The following is a 13,195-nucleotide window of genomic DNA, read 5'->3' on the forward strand; positions in this document are numbered from 1 at the left end:
ATCTTCAGCGGAGACTATTGCCGCAATCAAAATAAGGGCTGGTATATCGGAGGGTGAAAGTGAAATAATACGACTATTAGAGCTAAAGCGAGGTCGAGGGTTCTCAAGTGACCTTCTCGAGATCTATCACTCGAGAGATAGCGGACGCTACCCGCTCTGGAATCGCTTGTGTTGGCTATGATTCGATCCGAATCCACCGCTTATGCGACGACTCAAGTTCGAGGTCGGAAGGGCCGTTGAGAACGGCCTCGCTGCTTGAGTGGTCGTACTCAAGCACATCAGAATCTACCACCGAAAGCGATAAGCACCACTGAAACGTCTCTCCGGGAACTAGTCTAATTTGCATAGATTGTCCTAACAGATAATTATTAGTAGTATGGGCGACTACCCGTAGATGGGTGGATGCACTCGGACCCTCCGACGGCGCCATCCGACGAGCGTCCGATGCTCCGACCCGTCTCGAGAGGGGACTCACGATCCAGGCTGATCCCTCCCCTCTTCTCCCCCCCTACCCGCCCCTTCATTCATACTAATTCCTAGTGAAACCGAATCGGTGAGACTCACCCTCCGCGGACCACCGCTTTGGCTCCCGTCTCCTATCGAGTGACCGACCCGGCGTATGGGGAGTCTCACAACGTCATCCATAGGGATGTCAATCCCGGCCGCTTTCTGTCTCCTGTTCGTCCGTATCAGCCGCTTGTTCGTCCTCGGCCGAAGAATCCTGAGGGAGCTCGGTATCGGATTCCTGGTCAGTAGCTACCGCTTCGTCGCCCACGGAGTCGTCTCCTCGAGCGAGCAGTGCTGGATACCTCATCCAGATCACACCGATGACCATAATCACAATACCGAGTAGCGCGAGTAATGGATCCTCTATCATATCCCACAGACCATATTTCGTATGACTTGCCTCTGATTCTAGTACTCGTCTTCCGGGTAGCTATCAACGTGCAAACAATCTGTCGAGAACAGGCGGTATATCAGTTGCTATCTATGATACAGTTTTCAGACTGATCTAGAATATACTTATTTGAGTTGCAACCAAAGACGTAGCAGAGTGACCCAGCCGATTCCGACTCAGTGTCCTGAGTGTGGCGCCATGGAGATCCGTGTCTCGAAAATCCCTCCATACGATCACGACCGCGGTGATGGATGGGTAACGCGTGCGGACTGCAAAGTCTGTGACGAGTACGTCAACTGGTTCGATTGAGACCCTGCGAGCCGGCTACACCACTCTGAGGTCACTCTTCGCATCCCATCTGGCGCTCTTGAGAACAGATCTAGTCGATACTCTATTCTATATCCAACAGGTACTGATCAAAATTCATATCTCATACCTATAAATGCATGGATAACACTATATCTCGAGAACACAATGGATCTCCAACGGCGGCTTCGGGAACCGATACGAAACAGCTCACCACTGCCGTATGCGTTCCCGGTTCTTGCGGTACTCCCGATTCTCAGCAGCTTCTTGGTCTCGAGCTGGCTCGTCTCCCAGACGGTCGGCTACCTTCTGACGGGATCCGTAATCCTGGTGATCGTCGCGTATGGCCTCCTCTACCCCGGACTTCGGTTGCAACTCGCTCCGGGATTTCTTGTTCTGTTTGGTGGGTACTGGGTCGGACTGGTCGTCCACTACTTCGCAACGACTCACTCGGAAGTCCTCCAGTATATCCTCGTGACGCCGCCGACGGTCATCGCAACCGTGATCGTCCTCCCAGCGCTGATTGACGACCGGCGACAGGCGTTCACGATGGAGGTGACCGTCGTCGCCGTGCTGCTCACCCTGGTCGGACTCGGGATGCTCTGGCAGGATGCTCAGACGAGCGAGTCACTCTATGCGTATGTCGGGGGGACTGTGTTGGGTATCGATGGTATTCGGACGGTCTCGATCTTTCACAACCCGAATACCTACGGGTTCGTCATGATGGTTGGGAGCCTGACTGCACTGTATACCGCCCTCGTTCGCCGTCGTTCGGCCTGGATCGGAGCGCTTGGACTCTGTCTCCTCGGCCTTTTCCTGAGCGACGGAACGACCTCTCTCGTCGGATTTGTCGTTGGAGCGATCCTCGTCCTGTCGGGAACCGATCGGCGACTTGGCTTTGTCGGCGTTGCAATCGCGCTTCTCGGTGGCTACGTTGCGATCCGCCTCGGCCATGTTACCACCGTAATGGAGGGGACTCTGATGATCCGAGTCCACAGCTGGGTTGCCTCACTCGAGCGCCTCGCCGCGGATCCCCTGCTCGGCATCGGGTTTGCTGATACGGCTGCCCAGATCGGTGAGACGTACGGCCCGCACAACTCCTATCTGTATCCACCCTTGAGTACTGGACTCCTTGCCGGGAGTCTCTACCTCGGAGCGCTTGCCTACGCGCTCGGTCAGGGTCTCCGAAAATCCTGGACCCCCTGGAACGCCTTCGTCGTTGGGCTCTCGATAGCGATGTTTGTCTACATGTGCTTCGAATCGCTCTTCTTGGGCGGTCTCAGCGTCTCGTCGATCGTGCTGGGGCTCTGTCTCGGGTTACTGCTGTATTCCTCAGCGGCAGACGGTCAGGTCGAGGGGCTCTCCGCAAAGTTTGATATCCAGTAGGCAGCGTTCTCTCGAGAGCCCGTCCTACAGTACTTCTTACTTCTCTGGCCCAAACCTGGAGACCTCGAGCGCGGAAGTGTCAGGATCACTAACAGCAAAACGACGCCAAGAGTGAGCGAGGCAAGAGACAGCTCACAACACAGTCCTTGTCCGTTGAACTCGTCGCGACGGGAGAAGCAGATAGCCAACCGTGATCGATAGAACGACCGAAAGCACAGTGTATCCGAAGACGTTCTGTGTTTCCATGAGCTGGATAATAGCAAATCCGAACACGAGAACGAGGGGAGCGAGACTAGGGAGACGTCGTCGTAGCGCGTAGACGATCGAACCGAAGTAGAGCATCATGTATGCAAGTCCCCCGAGAAGCCCCGTTGTGAGGGTCAGATACAGGTACGCATTGTGCGTTCCGTCGCCCTGGAACTGCGGCTCGGCCGTATAGGGCTCGATCAGTCCACCACTGCCGCCAAAGCCGTACCCAAGAATCGGTTCCTGTGCGATCGCTTGTACGGTCGCTTCCCACAGAACAAGCCGGCCGCTGAGTGTGGTCCCGGTGATCGGCGCGATTACGAAATACATCACGGCGACCCCGAATAGGACGCCTGCAGCAGCCAATCCGAGCATCTTGACGAACCACTTCCGACCCGCGTAAACGTAGACACCGATCAGGACAAGCGAAACGAAAAACACGATCAAACTTGTCATCGAGTTACTCAGGAACAGTCCCAGTACGTTCAGCCCGAGGAACAGGCGATCAGTAACGGTGTCTCGCTCAAGGATGAAGAGGACGCTGATGATTGCACCGGCGAAGGTGAGCCGACCCAGGACGTTGGGATTGTCGACGACGGAACTCATACGCGGGAGTTCGATGAACCCAAACGAGAGTGGCGTTTGCCACAGATACGGGGTGAGTGCTGCCGAGTCGATTACCAGTGCAAGAAGGAACACTGGAAGTCCAAGAATAACGAGCGAGCCGCTCACCCACATGACGAACTCGAGGAACCGCTCCAGGGAGAGCAGTCGCGGAATGAGAAAGAGGTTTATGGCAACGATGACGGGAGTTGCGAGAGCCGACCCGACGTTTGTTATCGATTCGAAGTTTCCAAGGACGATCTGGAGGAGGTAGAGTGTGCTAATGACCACCCACGAGAGAAGTGCAAATCGGGGGATCGTATCGATCCATCGACGAACGTTTGCCCGAGGATTCCCCTCTATCAACACACCGTACAGCAGAGCCGTTCCAAGGCCGGCATAGGCCAGAAACACAACCGCAGAGCCGACCGCACTGGGGAGCCAGACGGTAACCGGTAAAATACTCGCAACGAGAATACCGAGCACTGCCAGAGCGAGCGCATCGTAGTCACGTCCCCGCTCCGGAGTGAGTGTCTCAGTTGCCATTCTTCGTTACAAAAAATTTCCATTCAGTAGCTCTGTCATTCAGCATAGCGGACCATGCAGTCTCTCAGCACTAAGGTATACCGCTATCTACGAAGATAACCTCACATAGTCAAACATCATACAATTTCAACCCTTCGCCAATATTTTTGGGAAGGTTTTTAACTTTATTAGCTAACTGAAAGAGTATGGATTTACCGGGGGTGAACAGACCTGATATCTCGATGTATGTCCCCTCACTGCGAGGAGGAGGCGCTGAACGGGTTATCGTTCGGCTTGCGAACCAGTTCGCAGAGCAAGGGTATTCCGTAGAGCTTGTTCTTGGGCGGGAAGAGGGAGCATATCTTGATCACGTCTCCGAGGCAGTCACCGTCGTCGATCTCGACACACGTCGCTATCTCGCAGCGGTCCCGAAACTCGTCGACTATCTCCGTACACGGCGTCCGACGGTCCTCCTGTCGACGATTGATACCGCAAACGTTGCAGCGATCGTCGCCACAAAACTGTCGCGAGTGGAGACTCGCGTGGTTATCCGCATTTCGAACATGATGAGCGTCAAAGAGGAGATGTTGGATCAACCGAAACATCGACTCGTCCATCTGACTGCGAAACGCACATACAAACACGCCGATCACGTGATCGGGGTTTCTGCGGAGGTAACCGACGATGTGGTTACGAACTTCGGCGTTCCACAGCGTCGTGCCAGTACGGTCTACAATCCCGTTGTCAACGAGGATCTCCGTTCGCAGAGCAGCGAACGTGTCGACCATCCCTGGTTTCACTCTGATCGCGAGCGGCCGATCGTTCTCGGGGTCGGAGAGTTGGCTGACCAGAAGGATTTCGCGACGCTCATCGAAGCGCTTGCAGCTACCGATTACGACCCCGAGCCCCGACTCGTCATCCTGGGAGAGGGACAGAACCGGGAACCCCTCGAGCGGCTCGCGAGGGAGCACGATATCGCCCATCGTGTTGATTTGCCAGGATTTGTGGACAATCCCTATAGCTATATGGCAGACAGTGACGTGTTTGCGCTGTCATCGAAGTGGGAAGGGTGTCCGAACGTCCTGATTGAAGCGATGGCGTGTGGCACTCCACTCGTCGCAACGGACTGTCGGAGTGGTCCACGGGAGATCCTGGCAGCCGGAGAGTATGGGGAACTCGTCCCCGTTGGTGACGTCGAGAAACTGTCCCAGGCGATCTCGAGTACACTCGCCGCAGACCACGACACGGACACCCTCGCGCAACGCGCAGAACGCTTCAGCGTCTCCGCGATTGCGGACGAGTATCTCCACGTGCTCGAACACGGAGTTGTACACGAGAGCCACGCTCGCCACTCTGAAACGACCTCAACAACGGACACTCACTCGTGACTGAGGGAGTCCTGTACATTGCCTCCGGCAAGCCGTTCGTCAAGGAGGCGGCGGTCTCTGCTGCGCGGCTCAGGGAGTTCATGCCACACACGCCCGTTGCAATTGTTACGGACGTTGCCGGCGTCAAGACAGAGGGGACACCGTTCGATCAGGTGATTCAGGCTGATGACTCTGACCGAGATTTCGGAGACCAGATCCGATATCTCGAGAAGACACCGTTTGATCGCACGCTGTGTCTTGATACCGATATCTATCTCGATGCCTCTGTGGAAGACGTGTTCGAGGTTCTGGACGCGTTTGATATCGCTGCTGCACACAATCAGGACGGAAGTGCGTATGAGGTGTCTGGAGTACCAGACGCGTTCCCGGAGTACAACACCGGGGTTGTCGCCTATCGAATGAGCCCCCCGTTCCGAACGTTTCTCGAGGAGTGGCGCGACTACTACACCGAACTGGCGTCGGGCGAGAACAGCCAGAACCAGCCCGCGTTTCGGAAGGCGCTGTACGAATCCGAGCTTCGAGTCGCGACACTGCCGTCAGAGTACAACACAATGGTACGGTACCCTGGCCACGCCAAGGGGCCTGTCAAGATGTTTCACGGGCGGCTCTTAGATATCAACTCTCCGGGCGCCGGGAAGTATATCGACGTCCCGAAAGCCGCCGCGATCATCAACTCGACCGAGCAACACCGCACGTGGACACTTCTGGGTGGGCTCCAGCTCCATACTGATAAACGAGATTCCCCGCTACACAAGTATCGGCTCCGAGCCCAGGAGCATGGAATCAGAGAGGCAACCCGGCGTGCTATTTCGAAGATTCGGTCCCGAACCACGAGTGAGTAGGGGGCTTGTTCCGGCCGGAAAGCCCCATTTGCTTGCGTCTGTGATCCCGTCCTGTGGTCGAGGAAACGAGCTACGATGAGACGTCCGAGATCGTATATCGATACTTCCCGGAATCCGAGCGCTGGATTGCACTGGGGAACTCGAAGTCAACAGCGACCTCCTCGCCCATAATCCGTTCTGTCTGGGAGATGATCTCCTCGAGAGCCGATTGCGGCGGGTCATCCCGGGACACCACGAGCCGAAACACGATCGTATCAGTACTGGTCTGGTGAATCTGGAACCGATTGATCCACTCGTAATGATACAGTGTCTTGCGAAGCGCGCCCGGATACACAAGCGTCCCGTCGGGCGTGACGAAGTGATCAGTCACGCGACCACGGACGTTGGCGATCATCGGCCAGTTACACCGACAGTCACAATCCCCCGTATGGAAGGCGGCAACGTCGCCGATCCGATACCGAATAAGCGGCATCGAGTAGTTTGACAGCAGAGTGATCACGATCTCTCCCGGTTCACCCGGTTCGACAGGCTCGAGGGTGTCAGGATCGAGGATTTCGATATAATGAATCAGCGGGCAGTAGTGAAGTCCCGTCCCGTAACGGCACTCGCTCGCGACGGTCCCGAACTCTCGCGAGCCGTAGCGGTTGTGCACTGGACAGTCAAATACCCGCTCGATTTGCGCTCGCATTTCTGGCCGAAGCGTTCCAGCCGTCGTCATTACCGAGGAGGGAGAGTAGACAGCAAGGTCGTTCTCTTCGATAAATGCAGCAACGTTCGTAATCGCCTCCACGTAGGCGTGTATCGTCGCCGGCTGTTCGCTGTTTATTGTCTGGACTGCATCGCGAAAATCGTCCTCGGACATCGAATACGCGTTGATCCAGGTGATATTCCGAAGCCATTCTCGGGCCTTTGATTTGACCGATTTCTCGCCAAACAGATCGTCCTGCGATCCCCAGACCTTGACTTTCGGATCCGAAAGGGTTCGACCGCCCCACTCGTCAAACACCAATTTCAGCCCCTCTCTCATCGAGAGATAGTGGCCATCTTGAACGAACTCAGTCGGCTGGCCGGTCGACCCACTGGTTGCGTTCGTCTTCCACTCTCGAGCGGACAGATCATCGCTCTTGAGTCGTTCAAACTCGTTTTGCAAATCGGCCTTCTCTAAGAGCGGGAGCTCCTCGAACTCCGTCGCTTTCGGCTGTTCCTCGAACGTCTCTCTATAGTATGGGACGTTCTCATATGCATGATCCAGTAACGATTGCAGTCGACGGGTGGTCCGTCGCTCGAGTTCAGCAGAAGAAAGCGATTCCCAGCCGCTGATAGTCTCATATCTTTTCGGAACTGAATGCCTATAGTTAAGAATTGGTTTCCAGAGATGTTTTCTTAACGCCATATCGGGTCGTACGCTGGATTTCTCTTAGATGTACTGGTCTGCTGTGGGAAATCTCTCCCTTCTATTGCTTCATAAGGGTGAGTACTATCAAGTAATATTCCTGGGAAAGTATTAATTGATGGTAGATGGGAGCTAAATATAGATGCCCGAGTCGATACCGCCACGATGTCCCGAGTGTGGGTCTACAGATATGAAACTAACTCGTGTCTCTCCAACGGAACACGAGAAGGGCGAGGAGTGGGTCACACACGCTGAATGCGAACAGTGTGACGACTATCTCGAATGGTTCGAATGAATCTCACATTGATCGTTTAATCCGGAAATTCGTATGGTGTTGGCTCACCCGATTACAACGGCAAAGCCGCCCTCTGCCGGATCCGTGAGCCGTTCGTCTCACACTACCAGTAACAAGCGAACGGCAGTAGTCCAAGCAAGTAACTGGGAAGCGGTTACTCGACCGTGACGCTTTTCGCGAGATTGCGTGGCTTATCGATCGACCGGCCGAGTCGGTTTGCGAGCCAGTAGGAGGCCAACTGCAGCTGGATGTTCGCTAAGATCGGTGTCAGATAGGGGTGTGTTGACGGCACTTCGAGAACGTGGTCGACGTATCGTTCGACCGTCTGCGGCGCGTCGGTCACCGCAATAACGGGCGCACCACGAGCCTGTACCTCCTTGACGTTGCCAAGCGTCTTTTCCAGACGCGATCCCTCAGTCAACAGTGCAAAGACCGGCGTCCGTTCGGTGACGAGCGCGAGCGGCCCGTGCTTGAGCTCGCCGGCGGCGAATCCCTCGGCGTGTTTGTACGTGATCTCCTTCATCTTCAGGGCCCCCTCGAGGGCGACCGGGGCGGTATACTCCCGACCGATGAAGAAGTAGGCGTCCGAGTCGACGTACGCATCGGCGAGCGCCTGTGCCTGTGAGTTCTCGAGAACGGTCTGAATCTGCGCGGGCAGCTCAGCCAACCCCTGCAAAAACGCCGGCTCGGCAGTCTCCGCTAACACACCAGTTACCAACGCCAGCGCGACTTGCTGGCTCGCGAACGTCTTCGTCGCCGCGACACCGATCTCAGGACCGGCCCGGATGTAACAGACATGGTCGCACTCGCGAGCGGCCGAACTGCCGACCGTATTCGTCAGTGCCAGTGTGACTGCACCAGCCCCGTTGGCTTCCCGCAGTGCCCGCATCGTATCAGCAGTCTCACCACTCTGGGTGACGCCGATTACGAGCGTCTCCTCGTCGACGGGGACGGTCTCAGCGCGGTACTCACTGGCAAGGAAGGTCTGGGCGGCGATGCCGTGTTCACGCAACAGGCGGGCCCCGTAACGCGCAGCGTGATACGACGTGCCACAGGCAACGAGCTGGACTGTGGCCGGCAGGTCGAGCTCGGCGAGCTCCTCGAGCAGAATGTGGTTTGTCTCGGGATCGACCCGCCCACGCAGACAGTCCTGGATCGCCCGGGACTGTTCGTGAATTTCCTTTTTCATGTAGTGCTCGTACGATCCCTTGCCAGCGTCCTCGGGATCCCAGGCGATTTCGTTAACGACAGGCTCGACAACAGCTCCCGTCTCGTCACTGACCGTTACGGTCTCCGGTGTGAGGGTCGCGAACTCGCCGTCCTCGAGGTAGATCACCTGATCGGTGTACTCGATGAAGGCGGGGACGTCGCTCGCGAGATACTGGCCTTCGTCACCGAGCCCGATAACGAGCGGTGACTCGTGGCGTGCGGCATAGACGGTATCGCTGTCGGCGAACACGGCGGCAATAGCGTAGCTCCCCTCCAAGCGGGCGATCGCTTCGCGGAACGCGGGTCCATGGTCGAGCCCGACCTCGAGACGCTCCTCGATCAGATGGGGGATAACCTCCGTATCGGTCTCGCTCTCAAAGACGTGGCCACGCGCAGTGAGCTCATCGCGCAGTTCCTGGTAGTTCTCGATGATCCCGTTGTGCACGACCGCAATCTGTCCCGTTTCATCGGTATGGGGATGAGCGTTAGCGTCCGATGGGGGCCCGTGTGTACTCCAGCGAGTGTGTCCGAGTCCGGTCGCCCCAGGAACGGGTCCCTCCGGAAGAGCCGACTCGAGTGCTGATACCTCGCCCTCGCGTTTGTAGACATCTACTGCCTCATCGACGAGGGCAACGCCTGCGGAATCGTAGCCGCGGTACTCTAACCCAGAGAGCCCAGTCAGTAACACATCGATCGCATCGTTAGTACCGGTATATCCAATAATTCCACACATTAGTGATCCCCACGGTTGCCGTTCGATTGGACCTGTACTGGAAGAGGGAAAGCACAGATAGTCTGCACACTCAACATACTCAATACTAACGAGAGTAGTATTGTTTATTTATTTCGGTTATTGGTTAGTCAGGAATCATTAGTGAGCATGTGTAATTCCGTCGAATACGGGTCATGTCTTGAGTTCACAAACAGCCTGGTTAAGCCTACCAGTTCTTCTGCTCACAGACCCGAGACACTGTACAGCACCACGACTATCGTAAGCAGGATCCCAGTGATGCCCGCGATAAGCCGTAGCTGTGATTCGTTCATGGAATATTACTTAATTTCCAGAAACAAAATTCTACTGCAGTATCCAGATATATTATTGCCGGAAAGACTCTTTCTTGTCGGCCGCTCGTTTTTGAGGACCGACTCTCGATTGTGCAGAGGTATCCCGATAGACGTTCCGCATAAGCGTTCTATTCATGATAAAAACAATGAACTTATGACTCAGTACCAACAGTAGTGAGTGATGAACAAACTTATATTGACGACTACATAGAGATTGACAATGGCAACAACGAGTGGCCGTGGAGATGGGATAACCGAATACTGTGATCGATGTGAGAGCGACACAGTACATTCGGTGACGATTCAGATTCGAACGGAGAGTTCAAAACAAGAAAATATGGAATTTTCTCGAGAACCGTATCGGATCAGCACATGTAACAGATGCGGAACCCAACAGAGTCAACGAATGAACAATGCTTGAAAGATACTGTCTTCCGAGAAGTCTTCACTCCCGGGTTCCAAGGAACGGGCTCTCCCTACGGTCAACCGCTTAGCGATGCCTGCTGTACTGGTATTCGCTTGTAACATTGAGGTGTAACTATCGTCGTTTCAAGCACTGGAGGCGATCCAATATTGGATACCTATTCGGCTGCTGGAACCGTCTTTGACGGCCAAGCGAGCAAAGTGGTTCTCGCCCAATGAACTACGATATCCACTCTAATATAAAGATAGAATACAAACGAATATATGATCGTAGAAACTGGGTAGAACCAACAACCACGGATGAGAGAGTATTTAGTCGCAGTCATTGCGGGGATCGTTCAGGGAATCGTCGAGTGGCTCCCAGTCTCGAGTCAGGGGAATCTCTCAATCGTTCTCACGATGTTGCAAGTGGACCCCGAAGTTGCGGTCCAACTTGCACTCTTTTTCCAGGTTGGAACGACCCTCTCCGCAACAGTGTACTATCGGGACGATCTGAGGACGATCCTCCAGAGCTTACCGAACTGGCGTCCGAGTTCGGCGTACGATGGCGACAACGCGATTACATCCTATATCGTTGTAGCGTGTCTGATGACCGGCCTCATCGGGATTCCGCTGTATGTGTTTGCAGTCGATCTCGCTGGCCAGCTGTCGGGAGGCCTCTTTGTCGCCGCGATCGGTGTGCTTCTGATCCTCACGGGGTGGATCCAACTCACCTCGAAATCGGTTTCGATGGGAGGACGTGACAAGCCGACACTGTGGGATTCGATCATCGTTGGCTCCGTACAGGGCGTTGCGATTCTCCCCGGAATCTCTCGATCTGGTATCACGACGAGTGCGCTCTTGTTCAGGAGCTATGAGCCGCCGACCGCGTTCCGTCTGTCGTTCTTGCTTTCGATTCCTGCGAGCCTCGGAGCAGCCGCACTGACGATGGCGGGCGCCGGTGGTCTCCCAGGAATCGGGTTGGGCCCTGCCCTCACGGCGTTCGTTATGAGTGGGCTTGTGGGTTACCTGATGATCGATACACTCATGCGAGTTGTCGATCGGATTCCCTTTGCAGCAGTCTGTTTTGGGCTCGGCGGACTGGCCATCGTTGGAGGGGGAGTCGTCTCGCTAATCGCCTGACCCTCCGTCTCGGTGCTCCGAGACTCGGTCGTGCCGAATCGCTGTCCTCGAGACGCTTGTACTGACCCCTCAGTAGATCTTACTTCAATACCAGACGTCAATCGATTCTTAACTGAACCCTGATTCATTGCCATCACGATCAAGTTTTTATCATCTCAATTTCTCTCACAAGGTTTAATATGATCCACAGAAGAGAAAACATACTGAATGGTAACTGGGTGGCTCTATCGTGGAACAGCAGCAGGAGGGACGCTCCTGCTGGCACTCGGGGCAGGCCTACTCGGGAGTTCCGTCAGTGGGACTTCTCAATCGCCGACCCTGCTTTCGGTCGCGCTTATCGGTGGGCTTGTGAGCGTTGTGCTAACTCCACTGTATACACCGCGGCCACGGCCAGTACCGACGGTACTCACGCGGACTGCAACTCGACTTGGTGTCGCATGTTTCACCCTTCTGGTCCTCAATGGAATCGGACTGACCGCCGCACCGGGACTCCTGACGACGGCTGTAACAGGCGTTCTCCTGGTTTTGACACTCCCGGCCTGGTATCTGGCATGCCGACGCTATGGCAGAGACCAACGCGTGCTGGTACTCGGTGAAGATCCCACCCGTCTCAGAACGACGATTCGCTCGCTGCCGACGACGCCCGTTGGCTTCCTTTCGCCGGTCCTCACCACCCACTCATCCGAAACAGACTCCGCAGAGAAAGAAGCGGCCGATTCGAAAGCTGCGATTGCAACCGACGGCGGCGTTCAACCGGACACACAGATCAGAACGATTGCTGGCACTGACCGTATCAACGGACTCTCCCGGTTTCCGTCTGTTCTTACGAAATACGATATTGATTCCGTCGCGCTCGCGTTCGACGAGAACAGTCGAACACAACACTTCGAAATCCTACAGATCTGCCATACTCACGGGGTGAACGTACTGGTTCACGATTCGTTTGCCGACTATGTCCTCACCACTGACACCGTCGGCGAACACCTCGCACAGGTCGATCTGAAGCCCTGGCCGTGGTACAGTCGAGTAACGAAGCGGCTGTTTGATCTGGTCTTTGCAGTGGGGGCGTTGATGGTTGCGACACCGCTGTTGGTGATTATCGGTACTTCCCGAACGTCGCTTCGTGAACTGTGCTGAGCCATGGATGAACAGAGCGAATGCCAGTGTGGTAACTGAGTGAACAGGAAATAGAATCCACGGATGAGGAGAAGTGAAGTAAGAAGGCTGAGATACGCTGTTCTAGGCGAATGCTGTTGCTCACCAGGAGCTTGCCCAAGGCCGCGGGCTGGCGTCAGCCCGCGGCCGGCGCGTATGCTTCTGGCACACCTGTTCCGTTCATCTCGATCTCCCAAGTCCGCTCTAGCTCTTCCTCTAATGCATGTCTGATCCAGTCAGAGAAGGTCTTGAACGTGAATTCCTCGGGCAGGTCGCGCCCGCCCCGCTGGGGGCGGGCGACGACCGCCCATCGAAGCACAAGCCAGAGGTTCTCCAACA

At 55.5% G+C, this 13,195-nt stretch carries 10 protein-coding genes and 1 pseudogene; 6 read left to right on the forward strand and 5 right to left on the reverse strand.

Annotated features, from left to right (window positions below):
- Positions 1 to 652 precede the first annotated feature (652 nt).
- The gene (locus tag C492_RS14645; protein ID WP_008424927.1) at positions 653 to 877 is read right to left on the reverse strand and encodes a hypothetical protein; all 225 of its coding nucleotides are present in this window, start codon (positions 875 to 877) and stop codon (positions 653 to 655) included.
- 495 nt (positions 878 to 1,372) lie between these two features.
- Between C492_RS14645 and C492_RS14650 the strand changes: the two genes are divergently transcribed.
- Positions 1,373 to 2,590 carry an O-antigen ligase family protein gene (locus tag C492_RS14650; RefSeq protein ID WP_008424930.1) on the forward strand — a complete coding sequence of 406 codons (1,218 nt, stop codon included), beginning with the start codon at positions 1,373 to 1,375 and terminating at the stop codon, positions 2,588 to 2,590.
- 132 nt (positions 2,591 to 2,722) lie between these two features.
- Here C492_RS14650 and C492_RS14655 read toward each other — a convergent pair whose 3' ends face one another.
- Positions 2,723 to 3,985, reverse strand: a complete 1,263-nt coding sequence (locus C492_RS14655; RefSeq protein WP_008424932.1) for an O-antigen ligase family protein — start codon at positions 3,983 to 3,985, stop codon at positions 2,723 to 2,725.
- 185 nt (positions 3,986 to 4,170) lie between these two features.
- Between C492_RS14655 and C492_RS23110 the strand changes: the two genes are divergently transcribed.
- Both C492_RS23110 and C492_RS14670 read left to right on the forward strand, forming a co-directional pair.
- Positions 4,171 to 5,352, forward strand: a complete 1,182-nt coding sequence (locus C492_RS23110; RefSeq protein ID WP_083898860.1) for a glycosyltransferase — start codon at positions 4,171 to 4,173, stop codon at positions 5,350 to 5,352.
- On the forward strand, positions 5,349 to 6,194 hold the full coding sequence (locus tag C492_RS14670) for a hypothetical protein (protein WP_008424937.1): 846 nt from the start codon (positions 5,349 to 5,351) through the stop codon (positions 6,192 to 6,194). The genes C492_RS23110 and C492_RS14670 overlap by 4 nt, the downstream gene beginning before the upstream one ends.
- Before the next feature lie 70 nt (positions 6,195 to 6,264).
- On the opposite strand, the gene C492_RS14675 is transcribed toward C492_RS14670, so the two are convergent.
- Together C492_RS14675 and glmS are read right to left on the reverse strand one after the other, a co-directional pair.
- Positions 6,265 to 7,587: a phenylacetate--CoA ligase family protein gene (locus C492_RS14675; RefSeq protein WP_008424940.1), complete on the reverse strand. Its 1,323-nt coding sequence runs from the start codon at positions 7,585 to 7,587 to the stop codon at positions 6,265 to 6,267.
- Between the two features lie 449 nt (positions 7,588 to 8,036).
- Complete coding sequence (glmS, locus tag C492_RS14680; protein ID WP_049893095.1) at positions 8,037 to 9,824, reverse strand: glutamine--fructose-6-phosphate transaminase (isomerizing); 1,788 nt, start codon at positions 9,822 to 9,824, stop codon at positions 8,037 to 8,039.
- A 552-nt stretch (positions 9,825 to 10,376) separates the two neighbouring features.
- On the opposite strand from glmS, the gene C492_RS25395 reads away from it, so the two are divergent.
- From C492_RS25395 to C492_RS14690, 3 genes are all read left to right on the forward strand, one after another.
- Entirely contained in the window at positions 10,377 to 10,577 is a 201-nt protein-coding gene (locus C492_RS25395; RefSeq protein WP_083898861.1) for a DUF7835 family putative zinc beta-ribbon protein, read from the forward strand.
- Positions 10,578 to 10,879: 302 nt separating this feature from the next.
- A complete protein-coding gene (locus C492_RS14685; protein WP_008424943.1) occupies positions 10,880 to 11,701 on the forward strand; it encodes an undecaprenyl-diphosphate phosphatase in 822 nt (273 codons plus the stop codon).
- 579 nt (positions 11,702 to 12,280) lie between these two features.
- Positions 12,281 to 12,838 (forward strand): exopolysaccharide biosynthesis polyprenyl glycosylphosphotransferase, encoded by a 558-nt coding sequence (locus tag C492_RS14690; RefSeq protein ID WP_008424946.1) that lies wholly within the window; start codon positions 12,281 to 12,283, stop codon positions 12,836 to 12,838.
- A gap of 154 nt (positions 12,839 to 12,992) precedes the next feature.
- Here the strand turns inward: C492_RS14690 and C492_RS14695 are convergent.
- Positions 12,993 to 13,195: pseudogene (locus C492_RS14695) on the reverse strand (ISH3 family transposase); the annotation flags it as partial.

Source organism: Natronococcus jeotgali DSM 18795 (assembly GCF_000337695.1).
GTDB classification, from domain to species: domain Archaea; phylum Halobacteriota; class Halobacteria; order Halobacteriales; family Natrialbaceae; genus Natronococcus; species Natronococcus jeotgali.